A 21011-nucleotide genomic window follows, 5' to 3' on the forward strand; every position below is an offset into this window, starting at 1 on the left:
TGAGCTCTTTGCTTTATACGGAGCTATTAATAAAGCACAAGCGACAACGGATCTACTTGCTAACTATAAAGAGCAGTTACTTCGCCAATGGGCCAATTGTTACGAACTAGGTGGACTCACGCCTGATGAAAAAGAACTTCAGCAATTAAGAACGACGATGGAAACCATCATCAAGACGGCTCTTCCTCACTGCTTAGAAAAATATGAAGGCCTCGATGATTCTCTTGCCAAAGAAGTTCAGGTACAAAAACAAGTACAAAAACAAGTAGAAATAGAACGTATCTCACTGAATGATTGTTACGATCCTAAATTATGGGAAGCGTCTACAAAAAGCTGGAAAGAATCGGCAACTAAGTCAAGTGCTAGTAGTTGGTCCAATTGGACAAGCTTGGAGAGCTGGAAAAATTGGTTATCTGGCACCAAGGGGTTCTTTGAGGCAAGCAAAATGACTACGCCGTTTAATCAATTTTGTAAGGCTCCTAACGTTTTACCGAATATGTTTTCTGATACTCTCAGAGTAAGTGTTAACTACGCTAAGACTTATAGTGGACAAGAGCAAAATATCAATGGCTATTTAAAACCGGTTTTTCTTATCTGGTATCACATGGAAAATGATCAGTTACATGCTACAATTGTAACTCCTCAAGAAGTAGAAGAATTGGCGGAAATAATCGGGAACAATCCTGGCAGCTGGATATGCACCACGTCAGACACACTTATTGCAGGAAATCCACCACAAAACATTCTAAAGGACAAACGCTATCAAATCTTGCGTGAACAAGTGCGCTTTTTTAATGGCGAATTAGATAGTCTTCTAAATCAAGACACACCTTTATATTGGCTACAAGAAAATTCCGTTGAAAAACTCACTTACTTTGAAAATGCATTACAAGTCTATCGCCCAGGCAGTGAAGCTGATCTACCTCAGCTAAAAGCTGCATTAACGCAAGGGTACGTTGAAGGGTTTCTCTATATTGCAGCGAATCCTTTTGAGGATCTTACACAACTTAATTGGAAAGATTTGTTCCCCCAAATCATTCCCGTTCAGGCTACCGAATATCAAAAAGTCGCTGAAGCGTTTGTTTATTTGAATCAGAACTGGGCAACTAAAGAGATTAAATCTCAGGACATACAGCAAAAATTCGATATATCCTTCAGTGGTTCTAGTTATGTTAATGCCCATTTAAAACATCTTTCAGACCTAAAAGAACTGCTGAAATATACAAAAAAGAAAGTAGAAACTGGTCAACCGATATTAGATGATCTACCTAAGGAAACAATCCCTAGTATAACAAAATGTCTCGGCATGCCACTTGACGAATTTTTGGAACGTCACTGGAAGCTTAATAGCCAATCAACATGGCAAATTGCAGATATTAACGCTCTTCGTATCCTGCAAAAATATCCAGCCTTACAAGATAAGGCAGTAATTATGGATACTTTTGAAGCAATGGTTGCTCATGCTATAGACGCAGACTCTTTAAAAACGCTTTTAAAAGCAGACAACCCCTCAGATAAACTTTTAGATAACATACTTAAACATAAGTTTAGTAACGATGCTTCGGTTATAGAAGGATTTCTTGGCTTAACGAATAAGCTTTCTGAAAATATACTGATATCACTGACTAAGAAATGCGAAAGTACTCAATTCATCACAAAACTACTTCAAAGAAAGGACATTACAGAAAATGTGCTGAAAGAGGTTCTTAAGAAATCTAATCTGGATCAAGATAGCTTGTTATTAATACTTAAGCAAACTCAAAATCCGGAAATTCTGGAACTTGTTTACAATTATGCACCAGAGAACTCTGCTGTTCGTCAAGAGGTTTATAGGCATCCCTCTCTCTCTACGCCACTGGTACTGTCTTTGATAATGAAAAAACTAGAAAAAGAAGAGTTACTACTGATTTTACAACATCCTTCTGCCATCAATGACCAAGTCTTAACAACCCTCATTGGTAGTAAAAAGGAATTAGGAGAAGAAGAGGTATTACAGGTTGTTAAACTCGCCAAAGACGCTGATACCCTCATGTTCATTTATAACCATCATAAAACAAACGAACAAGTTTGCAGCGCTATTTATAAACATGACCTCTTGTCTTCAAAAGTTGTGCTGCAACTTTTAGCCACTAACCAATTAAGTAACTCTGATTTGTTAGTCATATTAGAGCACCGAAAGGCTATTGATGAGGCGGTATTAGCAGAAATTGTGAAAAAGGATGTGAATGTTGAAATCTTAGAAAAAGTTTTATCACATATCCAGGTCACCGTGGATGTGATGAAACTTATTATTGATAACAATGCATTCTCTGGCGATATCGCTCAAAAAATGATAAGCAAGTTTTATGTTAGCCATGAAGTCTTGGAAAAACTCACACGCTACGCTTTTGAAAAGTGTAAAGCAAATGATACCCCTGATAAATGGACTAACTACTTATTCCAAGTATTTAAAAAATACGATCACTTAACCCCAGAAACTAGGGAGATTATTAGAGCGCAGCATCCGCTAGATCCGCACCTTGCACTTCATATCGTTGATTGTTTTGGAGAAGCGATAGCAGATTGTGTACCACTTACTGAGATGATTGAAATCGCTGATGACGATGCTTTGGCAACTCTCATTGAGCCTGACAAGACAGGGCGACTTTCTGCAGAACATCTTTTAGCAATTGCTCAAAAATGCCATACACAAGCGCTTATTGGTCATTTACTTGCAAAAAGAAACAATAATATGCCTCAACCAGTATTGCAAGTACTGCTTGATAAAACACTTTCTTATGACAATTTACATAAAGTTCTTGACCATCACAACTTAACAGAGGGTGCGCGTAAAAATTGGTTTGACGGTATGCAGGCTCAGCATAAGAAACTTAAGAAACAAGTAGTTCATTCAAAAAATCCTGAGGAAAAGCTATTAGTGGCTTTGGAAGAGCTTAGAATAAAAGCATGCTCTCACGCGATATTGGCGCTTAGAGATGACAGATACGAAAAAGTTGCAAAAACAGCTGTTAATCTTTATAAAGAACTTCATGAAGAACTTACGGAACACTTGAAAAATCCCTCAAATCCGGAAGCTTTTCAACAAAGGTGTAAAAAAGCAATCGATGACGCAAGACCCGTTTTGGCCGAACATCGCGGCTATAAACAAGTGCTTGCTGATATATTAAACGTCATTTTGGCATTTCCTACCTTCAGATTTACCCGATTTGGAACTGATCAATGGCGCTTTTTCCAAACAAAAACAGAGAGTATTAAGACCGTTGATAAAATCAGTGAAAACATTGATGAAAGTACTCCAAAGTTAAATCAGAAGTGAGCACGCTTCTGATTTAACTTGCATAGCAAATCATAGCAGGGGGAAAATAAATCTGAAGGCATTTCGCTAGAAATGTAACTCCAATTTCTAGTGAAACACCTCTAATCGCTTATTGAATTAAGTGTTTACAAGTAATTTTACAAACCAATCGCTTTTTCAGGACAAAGGTAAGCATTACCAAGATTAGTGACATTGGTTTGTGACATATGGCCACTCACATTGCCATCAAAACCACTGATTGAGCCTGTATTTCCCGCACGGTTAGTGATTAACTGAATGTAATTAGCACCCAATCTACTTGCTTTATTTTTCAAATCATTCATGGCACCTTCTTCCAAATTTTTATTGGAAGTCCAGTCCCCAGTAAAGAAGTTACCTTGATTACCTACAACCTGTCCTACATATCTGCATCCCTTAGGAGCTGGGTTAGGAGAAGCAATGATACGATTTGCTTGTGGGTCCAATTTTATTGACGCACAACCACTCATTAACATTGAAACCAGGATTATACCAGAGCTTATTTTTTTCATTTATACACCTTAAAATAATCAAAGCCAGGCAAATTCTATAGATAAACTGTTCTTAAATCAACTTATATGCTCATATGAAATACAATTTTACAGCCACAATTTCGAGCCCTCTTTCATCTCCAGTGGATTACTTGCTTTAGGAGAGCATTCTTAGGATAATTCGCCAATTCGTCGTTATTATTGGATTAGATATGGGGCAGCTGGGGCAATTTATTATAAATCATTGGGCACTTTGGCTTGCATTACTAATTATTTTACTCTTAATTTTTATTAATGAATTTCAAACCCAAAAAAAACGGGCTAAAGAATTATCTCCGCAGTCTGCTGTTAGTTTAATTAACCATGGGGACGCAGTGGTTATTGATTTGCGCGACCCGGAAACTTTTCGTAAGGGCCATATTATTGATGCTATCCGTGCTAATCCCGAAGATTTTGAAGAGCAGCGTATGGAAAAATATAAGGCAAAACCATTAATTCTTGTCTGTGCACGAGGTTTGCAATCTGCTCAATTGGCAGCTAAATTACGAGAAAAAGGTTTTACACAACCTCTGGTTCTAGCCGGGGGTATTGCTGCATGGCAAGCTGCTGAATTACCCACAATTAAAGGAAAATAACACAAGGAAAACAATATGGCTGATGTAATTATGTACAGTACTGCCTATTGCCCCTATTGCACAAGGGCACGTGACTTATTGGATAAAAAGGGAGTGACTTACACAGATATCCGTGTTGACGATGAGCCAACCAAACGCGATGAAATGATTGAGAAAAGTGGTAGGCGTACAGTGCCACAAATATTCATAAATGGCCAACATATTGGCGGGTGTGATGATATGTATGCCTTAGATAAACAAGGGCAATTAGATAAACTTTTACGAGGATAAAAAAATAATGACAGAACAATCAAATACTGCACAGTCAGAAGCGCAATTTGTAATTCAGCGTATCTATATGAAAGATTCTTCTTTCGAAGCTCCCAATACACCAGCAATTTTTCAGCAGCAGTGGGAACCTGAATTATCATTAGATCTGAATACTCAAAACACGCAATTAGAGAAAGACGTTTACGAAGTTATACTCACAGTAACTGCCACTGTTAAGAACAAGGATACAACAGCATTTTTAGCTGAAGTTAAACAAGCAGGTATCTTTACTATTCAAGGCCCATCTAAGGAACAGCTTGATCATCTATTGAACAGTTTCTGTCCTAATATTCTTTTCCCTTATGCACGTGAAACGATTACTTCTCAAGTAATTCGCGGCAGCTTCCCGCAATTAGTATTGGCACCAATTAACTTTGATGCGCTTTATATGCAACAAATGGAAGAAAAACAGAAAGCTGCAAAAGATCAAACTGAAACATCACACTAATATGAAAACCAAAAAGATTGCCATACTTGGTGCCGGATCTTGGGGAACTGCCGTGGCAGTTCATCTGGCAAACTGTGGTAATCAAGTTATGCTGTGGGGGCATAGCCCCCAGCATGTAAAAGAAATGATAGCGCAACGTTGTAATCAGCGTTATTTAGGTGATGTCATCTTTCCACAATCCCTTATTCCAGTTGTTGAATTAAATCAATGCCTTGAACAAGCAACAGAAATCATTATTGCAGTTCCCTCTCATGCCTTTGCAAAATTGCTTTATCAAATTCATAAACCAGAATGTGGTTTAGCATGGCTAACCAAGGGCATTGACCCAATCAGAAATAAATTATTAAGCGAATTAGTCGCTGAACGATGGGGACAATCCTTCCCGATAGCGATTATTTCAGGCCCTTCATTTGCTCGTGAAGTTGCCCATTTTCTACCAACAGCACTAACTCTGGCGAGTAATAATCCAGACTACCAAAAATCAATTCAATCTCTATTGCACTGCAATAACATAAGAGCCTATTTAAGCAATGATGTTATTGGAGTCCAATTATGCGGAGCAGTGAAGAATGTATTAGCCATAGCATGTGGCATTAGTGATGGCTTAGGTTATGGTGCCAATGCAAAAGCTGCCCTCATCACAAGAGGTTTAGCAGAAATGCGCCGTTTAGGGATTCAAATGGGCGCTCGAGAAGATACCTTTATGGGTTTAGCCGGTGTTGGCGATTTAGTATTAACCTGTACTGATGATCAATCAAGAAACCGACGCTTTGGTCTATGCTTAGGTCGCGGGATTAGTTCCCTGGAAGCAGAAAAGCAAATAGGTCAGGTCGTCGAAGGAAAGCATAATGCCGCCCAAGTTTGCGCGCTCGCAGAACAATTTCAGGTTGAGGTGCCCATTTGCTCCCAAGTCAATGATGTCCTAAAAGACAAGATTACGCCGCAACAAGCAACAATAAATTTGATGAGCCGCTCACCACGCGAAGAATAAAGCACTCGCTACTAAGGTTATGAGTCACTAATATTTCATGCAATAATAGCTAACTCCTTGTTAGAGCAATGTAAGCATACACAAGATACCATGAAACACATCATGACATGTTGTAGTTATTTTCTATTTTTTTCGATACCCAGTTTTGCTGTCCCTGTTATCCAAAAAATACAGACTTTCTATCCTATAAATGGGAGCACAGGTGATGAGCTACGCAAAGAAATGAATGACTCAGGGCCCAATATTGATGGCGAGCATTTTGACGCACAAACCACTTGGCATATTGATTGGCATTACACCTGGCATTATGACAATCCCTCACAAAATCCATGCTACCTTACAGCGAGCAATGTCACTGTCACGATCACCACACTTTTCCCCCAATGGCTTAATCAAAGTGATGCCCCAGCTTACTTAAGCAATAAATGGAATACTTATATGACCGCACTGCAAAATCATGAAAAAGGTCATGAAATCAACGGGATAGCCGCAGCGACAGAGATAGAAAATGCCTTGTCCAAAATGAAATCGATGCCCGATTGTAAGACATTAAAAACTAAAATTGCTGCCACAGCAAAAGAGATTCTCCTGCAACACAATATCTGGGATAAGCAATATGATATCGATACCAATCACGGTAAAAATCAGGGAGCGATTTTCCCATAGGCTCCCATCAAGAACCCCTTATTCACCACATCCCCAAGGGGCACCACAACCTAAATCAAACTGCTGTAAGCCAAAACCTTCCTCACTTTGTCTATTGTTTAGAGAGTACAATTCCCTTATAGGCTGCTGAAACATCGTTTGTTGAATGTTTTGTTCTAGCTCTTCTAAACGTTTAATTGATGAGGCATCAACACAACTAACCTGTTTTACATCAATGTGAATGCAAGGATTACATTCTAAACTGGGATGTTGCAGTGGTGTAAAACCAGTCCTCTGAATTAATTGCCTAAACTCTTCATTTCCTGCCCGCCATAATGGATTCCATAGAGTTCGACCTTGGTATAATTCATTTTCATACTCAAATTCTTGTAGATTGGCATATCTCCTTGAATCATGCTGCCTTTTACCCGAAACGATCAAAGCCTCGCAGGCCGGATCGCATTCATCGAGATGATTGATAATCGTTAGCCCTTTAAGAAAACTAGCACACCACTGAAATTTTCGACTAGGGAATTGTTTGCGGGTAATTACCATTTCAGAAAAATTCGTTTGAGCTACTAAATGATGTACATTTATCCCTTGTTTTTTTGCATAACTAGCACAAGCCGCGACTCTCTCTGGCCAGGAAATTGCAGCCCATCCGGTTTCAACGTAAAAAAAGTGAATATCCGGTAAACCCTTCTCAAGGAGTGCTTGCATTGCAGCAAGAGAATGATTGCCAAAGTTACCAATAATTACATGCATAGGATATTAGGGTGGATGGTGCCCAGGGCCGGAGTCGAACCGGCACGGAGTTTAACCTCCGAGGGATTTTAAGTCCCTTGCGTCTACCTGTTTCGCCACCTGGGCATCTATTTTGGAGGCTGAGGCCGGAATCGAACCGGCGTACACGGCTTTGCAGGCCGCTGCATAACCACTCTGCCACACAGCCAAAACTAATTCATTAAAAAAAAAGCGACACGCCGTCGCTTTAATTTGGAGCGGGAAACGAGACTCGAACTCGCGACCCCAACCTTGGCAAGGTTGTGCTCTACCAACTGAGCTATTCCCGCCTGTCTACGGGTTGCCATTCTACCGTAAATTCAACCGCTGTCAACCAATTAAATTCAATTTTTGAAAAAATTCTACGAAGAGACAGGATGTTTATTCATCAATTGTGGCCAGGCAATAGTAAGATAAATAATCATTGACCATATAGTCATGATCGCAGCCAAATACAACAAAATAAAACCTAGCATTCCCCACCCCGATTGCGAAGGTGTAAAAGCAATCAATAGGACAAGAGCAATCATTTGCAGAGTAGTTTTTACTTTACCAATATAACTTACTGTAACACTCGCACGACTCCCTACCTCTGCCATCCACTCTCGCAATGCAGAAATAACGATTTCACGTCCAACAATTACAATAGCCGGGATAGTGATATAGTCGACCTCTTTCGCTCCTACTAACAGCAATAAACTACATGCAACTAGTAATTTATCAGCCACAGGATCAAGAAACGCGCCGAAAGGAGACATTTGTTTTAGCTTGCGTGCCAGGTAACCATCTAGCCAATCAGTAAAACTTGCTAAAGCAAAAATAGCCGCAGCAAGACCATGTGCCCAGCTAAACGGTAAATAAAACACAATAATAAATATTGGTATGAGTACTATGCGCATTAAAGTTAGTAAATTAGGTAAACTGGTTAAGGTACTCACTTGAGCCCTCCCTCTTTTGGCAAATGTAAATAGTCAGCTAAATGTTCATAATCATCAAAAACAGCTTTTGCGCCAGCAGCAAGCAATGCTGCATTTTGTTGATGATAAAAATCAACGCCCACCGCATCCACACCAAGATTCCTGGCCATCTCCATGTCTGTGGCGGAGTCACCTATCATCAGTGCTTCATCTGCAGCAACACCGAAAGTCTCTAAAATTTCCTCAAGCATTTGCGTAGCAGGCTTTGCAGCAGTTTGCCCTGCAGACCGTGTTACTTTAAACCAATTGTCTAAGCCAGAAGCGTGTAAAGTGCGCTGCAATGATTGCTGCCCTTTATTAGTGGCAATAGCGATGTCAATACCAGCACGATGCAGACGACTAACGAAATCTTTTGCGCCTGGGATTAAGTAAATCTCTGTGCTGCGCGTAATTAACGATTGTTGTACTGCTAGCAACAATTGCTGATGTTGCTCCTCACTTAAATGAGGAAATATTTTTCTTAGTGCTTTCACCAATCCCAAATCTACAGATTGACGAGCCAATTGTTCATCAATTTCTCCAAAATTCAAACGCTTCGCTTCCGTCGCAACACTATTAAAAATTTGTCCCAGTGTGTCTACCAGGGTTCCTTCCCAATCAAACACGACCAAGCGATATGGCTTACTCATGAGTTTACAAGCTCCTCGCACGTAATTTCTTCAGTGTGTTAGTAAATCGCTCATCTAAATTTGCTTCAAATAGATAATTTTTTCCGTTCAGGTTAAATTGAATCGCTCTTGCATGCAAATAAAGTCTAGATTTCATTGTTTCTAAATCTTCTAGTTGCTCTATTTTTCCATATTTTTCATCACCAACAATAGCATGACCAAGATAAGCGCTATGCACTCTAATTTGGTGTGTCCGCCCTGTTTTTGGAGAGGCCTCGACTAAGCAGGCTTGCTGATAGTTCTCAAGCAGCTTAAACGTAGTTTGAGAAGGTTTACCCTCTGGACTTGCAGTAACAATCCTCTCTCCTGATTTTAATATATTTTTTACTAATGGCACGTCTACAACGACCGTTTTTTTATCCTGCCATGGAGAAAACAATAAAGCCCAGTAGGTTTTTTGGATTTGACGACCCTCTAATAAAGCTTGAATAGCTCGCAACATACTCCTTTTTTTGGCGAGTAACAAACACCCTGATGTCTCTTTATCAAGACGATGCACAAGTTCTAAATAAGCCAGATCGGTTCGCGTTTTTCGCAATGCTTCGATAACTCCTAAACTCAAACCACTACCACCATGTACCGCAATCCCTGCAGGCTTATTGATAACCAAAAGAGTGCTATCCTCAAATAGAATACTATCTTTTAACTGCTGCTCTAATCTCGCCCCCACAAAAACTTCCTTATCTTGCGAGACACGTACAGGAGGAATACGCACAATATCCCCTTCCCTTAATCGCAAAGAAGCTTGGGCTCTTTTTTTGTTAACGCGCACCTCTCCCGCACGAATTATTCGATAAATGTGGCTCTTGGGCACACCTTTCAGTATTTTTACTAAATAATTATCAAGACGCTGTCCATCTTCTTCAGTACTGATTTCTGTATAACGTACATCACTCATTTGTGCATAAACCTATTTGCTGTGGCTATTTTTTTTGATAATATTAAAAAATGCGTGAAGTTAGTCACGCGACCGAATTATAACGTATAAACAGAAAGTTTATCAGCCGCTAATAAAACTCGGCTAAATTCAAGGGTCCGTTTGCAATTCACCAAATGAGCCACAAGCTAAATTTCGTGTCACTTAGTGCAGCCTTATCTGACTGCAGACACGAAGAAATAGTTAACGGTGCCATTTGTAGTATAATTGAAAATAGGTCCTTAAAATGAAACGCGCTCCCTTAAAGAAGATATAAGGAAGCACCCAATACCAGAGCCAAATTGAAGAAGAACTCATCAGATACCCACGCATGTCAGACATGCCTTACATCAGTTCCAGTTTATTTTGCGCAAGTTAGGCAAAGGATGGTTCCTTATGCATAGAACCATCAAGACAGCCTTTTCCTCACAAAATCTGGCTTTAGATGTATACCATCCAGCATGCGCTACAATATTTGCAGCACCATGCGTGTGGTCTGTCCTTATGGTCTTGGGGAATGCTTAATAATATGTTTTTTGTTTGTTAAGAAACGTTTAATGGCTAATTATTTTTTGATTTCTTGGAGAATCAGGAGCTCAAATAAAAAAGCTGAATCTCTTAGCTATCGTAACTCAACAACAAGAAATAAATCCTTACACTGTCTTACTTAAGTGTGCGCCCTTTATTGGGGTAAGTAATGGAAAAAATGTTAATTAATGCAACTCAATCCGAAGAGGTAAGAGTTGCTCTCGTTAAAGATAATCATCTTTATGACCTGGATCTTGAATGTCCTTCTGAAGTTAAGAAAAAAGGAAACATTTACAAGGCTGTAGTTACGCGCCGTGAACCAAGTCTAGATGCAGTTTTTGTTGAATATGGTGCTAAACGTCAAGGGTTCTTACCTCTCAAGGAAATTGCCCCAGAATATTTGAGTAAACATCCTGATGACTTTGGGGATGAAAAGCCTCCAATCACTTCATTGATTCGTGAAGGCCAAGAATTACTTATCCAAGTCGATAAAGAAGAGCGCGGTAACAAGGGTGCAGCATTGACCACTTACATTACCCTGGCAGGTTGTTATTTAGTTTTAATGCCCAATAATCCCAATTCAGGAGGCATTTCCCGCCGTATCGAAGGCGATGATAGAGATGAACTAAAAGAAACATTAAATGCTCTTGAATTAGCTGATGGAATGGGGCTTATTATTCGCACAGCCGGCGTTGGTAAAAGCCAAGATGAGTTACAAGCTGACCTTGATATGCTAGCTAATCAATGGCAAGCGATTAAACAAGCTTATAATACTCAGCTCGCCCCCTGTCTTATTCATCAGGAAGGCGATGTTATTATTCGCTCTATTCGTGACAACCTGCGTAAATCGATTGGGGAAATCATTATTGATGATCAGATTTCCTACGTAAAAGCCAAGCAATATATTGAACAGGTCAAACCAGACTTTCTGCCTAACCTTAAGCTTTACAATAGCACAGTTCCTTTATTCAATTTTTATCAAATTGAAAGTCAGATAGAAACAGCTTTCCAACGTGAAGTCCCCTTACCTTCTGGTGGAGCACTCGTTATTGATCGTACAGAAGCCTTGGTTTCCATTGATATTAACTCTGCAAAAGCAACTAGCGGCTCTGACATTGAAACAACTGCACTCAATACTAACCTCGAAGCAGCTGATGAAATCGCACGTCAATTACGTTTACGCGATTTGGGCGGCTTAGTAGTGATTGATTTCATCGATATGAGTTCGAGCAAAAATCAAAGAGAAGTTGAGAACCGCTTAAAAGAAGCACTGAAAGCTGATAGAGCTCGTATCCAGGTAGGTCGCATCTCTCGTTTTGGGTTACTCGAAATGTCCCGTCAACGTTTGCGTCTTTCTTTAGGCGAAAGTGCTCAGGAAGTCTGCCCGCGTTGCGAAGGTCGAGGAACTGTGAGAAATATTCAATCTCATGGCTTATCAATGATTCGTTTAATCGAAGAAGAAGCACTAAAGGAGAAGACCGCTGAAGTTCAAGTGCAGCTACCACCTGAAATGGCTACTTTCATCATGAATGAGAAGCGTGAATTCATTCTAAATATAGAAAAACGCCATGGTGTCCAGGTATTAATTATTGCTAATCCTTATCTACAACCGCCACAATATGAAATAACACGCTTAAAAGAAGATAACGTAGGTAAAACGAAGAAACCAAGTTACTCGCTTATTCATCAACCAGAACTTACAGTCGTTCGTGCCGAAGATGCAGCCAAGCTTGACGAGCCAGCAGTGAAGGCATTCTCTATTCATCACCCTACTAAAGCCCATAATGGCTTTATTAAACGTCTATGGAATAGTTTGTTTGGAACCTCAGAATCCAGTGCTCCATCAAGCCGTCCCGAAAAAACTACCCGTGGTAGCTCGCATCAGCATAAACAGTCTCATTCTCAAAATGATAGACGCCAGCAAAACCAAGCTAATCGCCGTCGACGTCCAAGTGGAAACCAAGCACGCAATGCTAATCCACAACGCAAAAAAGGCCAGAATAATCCTCATACAGGCGGACGAGTCGTACAAATGAAGCCTGACCAGACAAAAAAAAAAATGCCAGCTAACAAAGACTCCCACGACAATTGATTCTTGATAATTCTGTTCACTTTATACGATAGTTGAGGTTAAACTCAGCTATCGTACCTTTCTAATGCTGACAATTAAGCCATCTTTGAGACTTTTATGAGAACAACGTTCCTTTGGATATCTTTGTTAATCTCTATGCTCTTCCCTTCTACCTTTTATGCTGGACAGCTGCTAACCTTAGAAGTTGGACATTTAAAGAGGAGTTATACTCAAGATGATTTACTGCATCATCCGCAACTTATCTTACTAAAGAACATTGTTTTACCAGCCTATCCTAATAAAACATTTCATGTTAAAGCAATTCGCATATGTGATTTGCTTGAAAATGACAAATCTTTTAAAAGGAAAACGCTATTGAAGGTCGAAGCATTTGATAGATATATCGCTTATATCGACCTCCCAAGAATTTATCCTTGTGGACTTAAACATAAGTCAACGGCATACCTTGCCATTGAAGAACCTGACAAACCCTGGCCTATCATTAATAAATTACAACACTCAGCAGGTCCTTTTTATTTAATTTGGCAAGGTAAAAAAGTCGCCCAAACTGATTGGGTTTTTGGTGTTAAATCCATAAAAACGGAGTCTGTTAATCCCTTTAATCAACTTTTACCACCCAAAAGTACGGCGTTACAAGCACAAGGTCTTAAGGTATTTTCTACGTATTGTGGCGTTTGTCATTCAATTAATTTAATTGGCAACCTTAATATTGGACCCGACTTAAATTTTCCTCAAAATCCTACTGAATACTTTCGTGAAAGATCTTTGCGTCAATTTATTCGTGATCCTCAGTCGGTACGTTATATGAAAAATGATAAGATGCCTGCTTTTACAGAGGAGATATTATCCAAACAAGAATTAGATTCCTTGATCGCGTTTTTGAAACTTATGAGTCAACATAAAATGAAAAAATTGCATCCCCAACCATAGCGCTATCATCATGAAGTAGCCTCTGAAGATGATGCATAAAGGTTTATCTATTTAAATTAATCTTTTTTATTGCCCGAGAAGTTTATCTTTTATCTAAATAGATTTAATATAGTCCATAATGAAAAAATAACCATCTCATTACTATATGTCTGCAAGTAAATCCGATATGCACAATTTATTGCATACCAAATTTTTTAAAGAATCTGACAAGACCTCTCACAAAGTAATTATTATTGAGCTTTATAGTTGTTACCTTGAAGAGAATCTCGAGGGGGATGTTGATAAAATGGATTTTGATAGAAAGAATTTTGAGCATGAAATAGTGGCAAATGGCGAAATTGGACATTCTTTTCGTCATAGATACAACCAAAAAGATCATTTTATATACACTGTCAGTGAGAAGGTTGAATTAACCTTAAAAAAACAAGAAAAACAGTCTCTCAATTTAACAGATCCCAAAATTCTTCATCGCCTTCATCAGCAATTAAACCCAGGAGATACCTTGATCTTTATTGCCCAGGGAAATCCAGTCGAGGAAAAATTAGCTGGTTTAGATTCTGAGGCATTCATTGAACTTATTCATGAAGATTTAGAACTCGAAAATTTTAATATTCATCTTGAAATTTATAGTTGCAAAATGGGGAATGCATATTCATTCAGAGCAGACCTAATCGTGGGTTTATCCTCTAGTTGTAAAACAATCACCACCTACAAAGTTCTTCTTGCCGCCAACGAGTTAGGTAGAGTCTTTATACAAGAAGGGGGTAAGAATGATTATGATCATTTTTATGGAGAAGAAAAAATAGATTTATTTAGAATAATAGATAAGACCACCATCGTAGAGGAGCCCCCTCTTAGCCCACCAAAAAATTAATACCTTTACTCGACAAATATACAAAATGGCCCTTTATTTTTATGGGTAAAACTACCCATAAAAATAACTCAAACCTTATGACAGACTTACGCTTTGATAAAGGAGTAAGCTAAGTCTATTCACGAGGTTAGTCATGAGTAAAGAGATTGGTTTTTTTGGGGAACTACCAGACAACCTATGGGAAGAAATTTACAGCCATATAACAACCAAAGCACTTGTGCAATCAAGTAGACAACTGAATAAACGCCAATTAAAACTCGCGACGCATGTGATCTTTAAACGACGGGATAAAGAATCCCTTGATTACCAACTTTGCCTTTTACACAAATGGCTGCAGCAGAACAACTTAACCAATATTCCTTGCGAAGCATTTATACTATGGCAAGTAATTAAATGTAGAACATCACCAATCGCGCTACGCTTAGCCACCCTTGCAGTTCTTAATAAGCTTAACAGACATCAAATTGTTATCGATGAGTCAGACATTGCTACTCTCAGGAAAAATTTTGGCTTTGCTATTTTCCCCGAATGTGAAGTAGCAATGGAGGCTTTATTAGCTATATCGAGCTTGATAACCACTAAACAGTTTGATTCCAATACTATGCTTCTTGCTGATAAATTGTATCATTCTGAACCAAGAATCCGTTTTTTAGCTTTAACAACTCTAAAGGTAAATAGTCACAAAATACCTGCCCCCCAACTTACATTCATCTTAAATCGAGCTGTTGAGTTTTTAGAAAATAAAACTAGTCTAACTCACAATAGCTCAATTCGCATTGAGGTTTCGCTCCAAATTTTAACCGCTTTTGTCGATAAGATGAATTTTGAACATATAGAAACTATTGTTGTAAAAGCAATTAACAAACTCGTTAGTATTTACCCTGAAGAAATACAATGTGCAATTGGATGCTTAACTTGTTTTTCTACTCAGATCAGTGCTCAACAAATTAACTTAATTTTGTCTACCATTAAGAATAATGAAGCTCATCAAAACACACAAATACAGCAAACAATGCTTAAAGCTTTGCGGTGTATCGCTTATCGGTTGGACAAGCAACAACTTGAATCAGCGACAAGGATTATAACTACAAAATTCAACCATAAGGAGGACAAGGTACGTCAAGAAGCTCTACTCACTTTTCAAACAATACTAGACAAATTAGATAAGGAGCAATTAACGCCTACGCTACCTCATATCATAGCTCAATTGTCAGAAAACTTTACTAACTGTTTGATTTCACTACAAATTTTAAAAAATTGTATTCCCAAAATAAATTTGCCCTCATTTCATAACCCTTTGGAAAAAATAGAACCTTTACTGAAACATTCTAATTGGCAAATTATACTCGCCTCTTTAGAAATTTTACCCTTGTTAAAGCTTAAGCCTAGCGAGTCCCAGGGGATGAAAATCATTTATGCCAGTATTGCTCAGCTGACCAATAATGATGCAAATGTTCGCAATGCCGCACAACAAACCTTAGCTCTTTTTGCCGATAAGGTTGATCGCAGGTTTTTGAGGCTCTTAGTAAGCACAGCCATTGCTGATTTAAATAAAAACAAAATGAAAGATCTTATTGCCGCACTGCAAGTATTGACCATTCTCATCAAACATATCGATGAAAAACGGCTAGATACTGTCGTTCGGCAAATTACTCTGCAACTGAACCACCCCCACTATCTGGTTGTTCAATTTGCTCTTGAAACATTTCTCTCTTTTTCTGACAAGATACATGAAAATTTAAGGGTAGAAGTCAATCAAGCTATTACAAAATTAGATCCCTATCGTTTCCCTATCCTGCCATCTACTCTGAAAGTACTCCAGAAATTTGGTTCAACAATGAACCACACGCAAATTCAATCACTACTCAACACCGCCATTAGCCAACTAAAAAACACCGAAAAACGCGCTTATAAGGCCGCTTTACAAATAATTTCTTCTCTCGCTAACTGGAGAAATCGAGATCAACTAGGAGCCATTATTCCAGATATCATGGCCAAGGTAGAACATCAGGATTTCCAGGTTAGCCATCTAGCCTTAAAAACGCTAATTGGTTTTATTAATTGGGCAGATATGGACACACAAAAAAATATCATCCAGTTTGTCATTCGCAGCCTAAAAACGTCTAAACTGGAAATACGAGGCCTCGCTTTGGAAGAGCTTAGTTTTTTACTTGTATCAGGAAAAATCAACTCATCGCATTTATCAAATCTACGTAATGAGCAACCTTATAACACTTCGTGTGAAGTAATTCTTATCACAATCCTGGCCAAGGCTTATGAAAACTGCCTTGATACAACCAACAAAGCACAGCCTCCTCTACCTGAGAATCGTAACAAACGTATTTGTACTTAGCTCATTCTAATTTATTAGTTGTTTCAGAGTAGTCAATTACAGGATAGACCAATCAAGTTCTATCTTTTAAACCCGTAGCAATAGGTGTGACACCAATATTAGGATTTACGCCGCAATCATCAAGTAATTTTAACAAATTATTACCTCGGCGCGTTAAGCGCTTAATACAATATTCCTCTAAATAACTGTAGAGAATATAGTAATAATCAGGCAACGTCAGAATAGTCAGAATTTTTTCCGCACGTTCCAGATGATGATCATCACTGGCATCACAAGCTTGAAAAAGAACTGCAGCAAGCATAGAAGCAAAACTTGCTTTACGGATAGGATTAGCTAAATAAAATCGGTGTATGCACTCATCTAAGGCTCGATCTTTATCCCACTCAACCCAAGTATTATACAAATTAACCACTAAATCAGAATTAAATTCCGCTAATGGTGCATCATTTAGCTCTTGTACTGCATAAGCAACCGGGACTATCGCTTGCATGTTGGCCCAAGAACAATTACCTGCAATTTGCGAGGTAATTGGAATTTTCAATACGGGAATTAAACCTAACTTTTGATTAATTTGCTGCTGAAAATAGCGACGACTTTGCTTTTTATAAAGGAATTCAAGTAAAAAATTCACATCAATGACTTCAGGCCGTGTAATTTGATAAATATTGACACTACCCTCTTTAAGACTATTCTCCCCTCTATCAATTTTAGCCCACCATTGATTGTAACGTATGAAGCCAATGGCATGACCACGACTTGCCGCCGGCAAAATAAGCATGGGGGATTTTACTAACCAGGCCAAACGTTCTTTATGATTATCAGTTAGCAATTGATGTTGTTGGAATTGTAATAGTTCAGCGGCGACTGCAAAGGCATCCATAATTTGATATAGGTAAGGAAAGCGATCACGAAGATGACGAGTTGAGTAACTGCTAGTAAAACGTCTTAATGAGTCTTTGACTACAGCAACAGTGAACTCTAGCATGAATCCTTCATAATCGAGTTCAATAAATTCGCCTTGAGCATTAACGATATCTACATCACCGGTCAATTCAAAGCGATGCCCCAATAATTTGCCATTGATAAAATCAAGAGCAAAATCCAATTTGGCACCATGCTGATAAAGTAAGTGCTTAAGAGGATCATTTCCTCTTAAAACTGGATAAACTAATATGGATAACCCTGCAGTTGTATAAGCATTTGCGTTAGCACCATGCTCCAGTAATAGACGAGACATTACTAAATCATTGTTATCCACTGCCCAATGAAGCGGCGTGCGCCCAGTTACATCAGGCTTGTTAACATCTGCGCCGCGCGCAATAAGCTGCTCTGCAATCTGCGGCTGTTTGGTGATGGCGCATTCGATGAGTGGAGTAAATCCATATTCATCAATATCATCCAATGACTCACCTTGACTGACATAAAAGTCAAAATCAGGCATTCGACAACTGATGATATCGTTGGCAATGGTCATCTAGAAATCCTATGGTTTAGGTTGAGGATCTGTTCTCATTTTTGGCATATTACCCAAGCGAAGCTGCTTCTCCATTTCCTGCTCACGTCGTTCATTGTCATACTCACGACGAGCCTCTGTATTTAATGGCGGTTCAGGATTTAAACCAGGATCAATACCATCGTTACGCTGCGAATCCAGATAAGGATGTTGCAGCATCCCATTTTGTGCAGCCTCCTCTGGAGCAGCTGCCGGCTCTTCTTCATTATGCTCTCGCGCATGTACCTTTGCCAGCTTGCTGTGCTGCTGTTGCTCTGCTATTCGTCTTTGCCTCTCCATGGTTCTTGTTTCTTCAAACAATATGGAGCCTACCCCCTCTTTTTGAGGAGGCCAAGTAGGCGGCATAACAATACTATCTGGTTTTTTTATATCAGGCATAACAACTATTATAAATTATAAATATTCTCGCTGCAGAATTTCAGCTATCTGCACTGCATTTGTAGCGGCACCTTTACGAATATTATCGGCCACTACCCATAAGTTTAAACCATTTGGGTGTGAAATATCCTGACGAATCCGACCAACAAATACCTCATCATGTCCGACTGCATGGGTAATTGGTGTTGGGTACTGCAACTTGCTGGTATCATCTATTAATTTCACACCGGGTGCTTTGCTTAAGAGTTTACGGGCTTCGGCTACCGACATTGGCACTTTTAACTCCAGATGAATGGCTTCAGAATGACCATAAAGTACTGGGACACGAACTGTCGTTGGATTAACCAAAATAGAATCATCTTCCATAATTTTCTTAGTTTCCCAAACCATTTTCATTTCTTCACGTGTATAACCATTGTCTTGGAACTCATCAATATGAGGTAATACATTGAATGCTATTTGTTTAGGATAAACAGAGGATTTAATGGGTCTACCATTTAAAAGCTCACCAATTTGGGTCACCAGTTCAGTAATGGCTTTTTTACCCGTGCCTGAAACAGCTTGATAAGTAGCAACATTAATGCGGCTAATCCCTACTGCATCATGCAAAGGTTTCAGGGCAACCACCATTTGAATAGTGGAGCAATTGGGATTGGCAATGATCCCCCGATTTTTATACTCACTAATGCGATGTGCATTCACCTCTGGTACAACCAGGGGGATGTCATCGTCATAACGAAAACAGGAGGTATTATCAATCACAATACAACCAGCAGCAGCAGCCTTCGGAGCATATTCTTTAGAAACCGAACCACCTGCAGAAAATAAAGCGATATCTGCCTGACTAAAATCAAAATCAGCCAAATCTTCAACTTCTAAATGACTATTGTTAAACATAACTGTCTTGCCCACGGAACGTGAACTTGCCAAAGGATAAAGATTAGCTACAGGGAAATCACGTTCTTCCAACACAGTTAATAAAGTTTCTCCAACAGCACCTGTTGCGCCAACGACAGCGATATTTAAACGTCTATTCATTGCTAACCCTCGTTTTTTATGATTGCCATTTCAAATGGCATAATCCATTTATTTATTTTGTGCCTTATGTCTTAAATAATGATCCATTAATACCAAAGCCATCATAGCCTCCGCAATAGGTACTGCTCTAATTCCCACACAAGGATCATGACGACCTTTTGTGACAACAGAAACTTCCTCTCCTTTAGTATTAATAGTTTGCCCAGGTTTAATAATGCTTGAAGTGGGTTTCAAAGCCATACTGACTTCTATCGTTTGTCCTGTTGAAATCCCTCCAAGCACCCCTCCTGCGTTATTCCTTAAAAAACCAGCTTTTGTCATTTCATCACGATGTTCACTGCCTAATTGCTGCACCGCACTAAAACCCGCACCAATTTCCACCCCTTTAACCGCATTAATAGACATCATGGCATAAGCAAGAGTGGCATCAAGCTTGTCAAAAACAGGATCACCAAGCCCCACAGGAACATTGCGTGCTTCCACTTTCACCCGTGCACCAATGGAATCACCTTGCCTACGTAATTGATCAATATATTCAGCCAACGCTTGAACCTGATCCTGGTTAGGGCAGAAAAAAGGATTTTGATCGATAAATCTTTCATCAACAAAATCTATAGCAATGCTCCCCATTTGCTGCAGATAGCCTCTAATTTCCACGCCTAACTTTTGTTGTAAATAGAACCTTGCAATAGCGCCAGCAGCAACCCTTGCCGCTGTTTCCCGCGCCGAAGAGCGACCGCCGCCCCGATAATCTCGGAATCCATACTTATGATGGTAGGTAAAGTCAGCATGCCCAGGACGAAATAGATCTTTGATATCCTCATAGTCACTTGAACGCTGATCGCTATTTTTAATTAATAACGCAATCGGGGTGCCTGTAGTTAAACCCTCAAAAACACCCGATAAAATTTCTACTTTATCTTCCTCGCGCCTTTGAGTCGTGTATTTAGATTGGCCAGGCTTGCGTTTATCAAGAAAGGGTTGGATGTCTTCTGGGGTTAATGCCAAGCCCGGAGGACAACCATCAACAATACAGCCCAAAGCAGGACCATGACTTTCGCCAAAACTAGTAACTGTGAATAATTTACCAAATGTGTTTCCGCTCATG

18 protein-coding genes, 3 tRNA genes and 1 pseudogene are annotated in these 21011 nt (G+C 39.3%); 10 read left to right on the plus strand and 12 right to left on the minus strand.

Annotated features, from left to right (window positions below; all coding sequences use genetic code 11):
- Positions 1 to 3316: hypothetical protein (locus Lbru_RS17580; protein WP_193786930.1), on the plus strand; the 3316-nt coding region annotated here is incomplete at its 5' end.
- A gap of 137 nt (positions 3317 to 3453) precedes the next feature.
- Here Lbru_RS17580 and Lbru_RS15625 read toward each other — a convergent pair.
- Positions 3454 to 3846, minus strand: a complete 393-nt coding sequence (locus Lbru_RS15625; RefSeq protein ID WP_058443049.1) for a DUF4156 domain-containing protein — start codon at positions 3844 to 3846, stop codon at positions 3454 to 3456.
- Between the two features lie 191 nt (positions 3847 to 4037).
- Here Lbru_RS15625 and Lbru_RS15630 point away from each other — a divergent pair, with 191 nt between their 5' ends.
- The 5 genes from Lbru_RS15630 (at position 4038) to Lbru_RS15650 (ending at position 6874) form a co-directional block, all read left to right on the plus strand.
- Positions 4038 to 4460, plus strand: a complete 423-nt coding sequence (locus tag Lbru_RS15630; protein ID WP_058443050.1) for a rhodanese-like domain-containing protein — start codon at positions 4038 to 4040, stop codon at positions 4458 to 4460.
- 15 nt (positions 4461 to 4475) lie between these two features.
- Positions 4476 to 4730, plus strand: a complete 255-nt coding sequence (gene grxC, locus Lbru_RS15635; protein WP_058443051.1) for a glutaredoxin 3 — start codon at positions 4476 to 4478, stop codon at positions 4728 to 4730.
- A 7-nt stretch (positions 4731 to 4737) separates the two neighbouring features.
- Positions 4738 to 5217, plus strand: a complete 480-nt coding sequence (secB, locus tag Lbru_RS15640) for a protein-export chaperone SecB (RefSeq protein WP_058443052.1) — start codon at positions 4738 to 4740, stop codon at positions 5215 to 5217.
- Between the two features lies 1 nt (position 5218).
- Entirely contained in the window at positions 5219 to 6208 is a 990-nt protein-coding gene (locus Lbru_RS15645; protein ID WP_058443053.1) for an NAD(P)H-dependent glycerol-3-phosphate dehydrogenase, read from the plus strand.
- 102 nt (positions 6209 to 6310) lie between these two features.
- Complete coding sequence (locus Lbru_RS15650; protein WP_083500942.1) at positions 6311 to 6874, plus strand: DUF922 domain-containing Zn-dependent protease; 564 nt, start codon at positions 6311 to 6313, stop codon at positions 6872 to 6874.
- Positions 6875 to 6892: 18 nt separating this feature from the next.
- Here Lbru_RS15650 and Lbru_RS15655 read toward each other — a convergent pair whose 3' ends face one another.
- From Lbru_RS15655 to Lbru_RS15685, 7 genes are all read right to left on the minus strand, one after another.
- Positions 6893 to 7618, minus strand: a complete 726-nt coding sequence (locus tag Lbru_RS15655; protein WP_058443054.1) for a phosphoadenosine phosphosulfate reductase domain-containing protein — start codon at positions 7616 to 7618, stop codon at positions 6893 to 6895.
- A gap of 16 nt (positions 7619 to 7634) precedes the next feature.
- Positions 7635 to 7723, minus strand: a tRNA-Leu gene (locus tag Lbru_RS15660).
- A gap of 8 nt (positions 7724 to 7731) precedes the next feature.
- Positions 7732 to 7805 (minus strand) — tRNA-Cys (locus Lbru_RS15665).
- Positions 7806 to 7850: 45 nt separating this feature from the next.
- Positions 7851 to 7926: transfer RNA gene (locus Lbru_RS15670), tRNA-Gly, on the minus strand.
- Positions 7927 to 7998: 72 nt separating this feature from the next.
- Positions 7999 to 8574, minus strand: coding sequence for a CDP-diacylglycerol--glycerol-3-phosphate 3-phosphatidyltransferase (gene pgsA, locus Lbru_RS15675; protein WP_058443055.1), 576 nt, complete (start codon positions 8572 to 8574; stop codon positions 7999 to 8001).
- Positions 8571 to 9242: an HAD family hydrolase gene (locus Lbru_RS15680; protein WP_058443056.1), complete on the minus strand. Its 672-nt coding sequence runs from the start codon at positions 9240 to 9242 to the stop codon at positions 8571 to 8573. Before Lbru_RS15680 ends, pgsA begins: the two co-directional genes overlap by 4 nt.
- A 4-nt stretch (positions 9243 to 9246) precedes the next feature.
- Positions 9247 to 10179: an RluA family pseudouridine synthase gene (locus tag Lbru_RS15685; RefSeq protein WP_058443057.1), complete on the minus strand. Its 933-nt coding sequence runs from the start codon at positions 10177 to 10179 to the stop codon at positions 9247 to 9249.
- 715 nt (positions 10180 to 10894) lie between these two features.
- On the opposite strand from Lbru_RS15685, the gene Lbru_RS15690 reads away from it, so the two are divergent.
- From Lbru_RS15690 to Lbru_RS15705, 4 genes are all read left to right on the plus strand, one after another.
- Positions 10895 to 12817, plus strand: a complete 1923-nt coding sequence (locus tag Lbru_RS15690) for an Rne/Rng family ribonuclease (protein WP_058443058.1) — start codon at positions 10895 to 10897, stop codon at positions 12815 to 12817.
- Between the two features lie 96 nt (positions 12818 to 12913).
- The gene (locus Lbru_RS15695) at positions 12914 to 13747 is read left to right on the plus strand and encodes a c-type cytochrome (protein ID WP_083500943.1); all 834 of its coding nucleotides are present in this window, start codon (positions 12914 to 12916) and stop codon (positions 13745 to 13747) included.
- Between the two features lie 166 nt (positions 13748 to 13913).
- Positions 13914 to 14621, plus strand: a complete 708-nt coding sequence (locus Lbru_RS15700; protein WP_131793519.1) for a hypothetical protein — start codon at positions 13914 to 13916, stop codon at positions 14619 to 14621.
- A 133-nt stretch (positions 14622 to 14754) separates the two neighbouring features.
- Positions 14755 to 16974, plus strand: coding sequence for a HEAT repeat domain-containing protein (locus Lbru_RS15705; RefSeq protein WP_058443061.1), 2220 nt, complete (start codon positions 14755 to 14757; stop codon positions 16972 to 16974).
- A gap of 52 nt (positions 16975 to 17026) precedes the next feature.
- On the opposite strand, the gene ankH is transcribed toward Lbru_RS15705, so the two are convergent.
- From ankH to aroC, 4 genes and pseudogenes are all read right to left on the minus strand, one after another.
- Positions 17027 to 18448 (minus strand): Dot/Icm T4SS effector AnkH/LegA3, encoded by a 1422-nt coding sequence (ankH, locus tag Lbru_RS15710; RefSeq protein ID WP_058443062.1) that lies wholly within the window; start codon positions 18446 to 18448, stop codon positions 17027 to 17029.
- Positions 18449 to 18457: 9 nt separating this feature from the next.
- A pseudogene (locus Lbru_RS15715) lies at positions 18458 to 18826 on the minus strand (Smr/MutS family protein); the annotation flags it as partial.
- 54 nt (positions 18827 to 18880) lie between these two features.
- Positions 18881 to 19903 (minus strand): aspartate-semialdehyde dehydrogenase, encoded by a 1023-nt coding sequence (locus Lbru_RS15720; RefSeq protein ID WP_058443064.1) that lies wholly within the window; start codon positions 19901 to 19903, stop codon positions 18881 to 18883.
- Between the two features lie 48 nt (positions 19904 to 19951).
- Positions 19952 to 21010, minus strand: a complete 1059-nt coding sequence (gene aroC, locus Lbru_RS15725) for a chorismate synthase (RefSeq protein ID WP_058443065.1) — start codon at positions 21008 to 21010, stop codon at positions 19952 to 19954.
- Position 21011: the final 1 nt, after the last annotated feature.

It is taken from the genome of Legionella brunensis, from assembly GCF_001467025.1.
Taxonomy (GTDB): domain Bacteria; phylum Pseudomonadota; class Gammaproteobacteria; order Legionellales; family Legionellaceae; genus Tatlockia; species Tatlockia brunensis.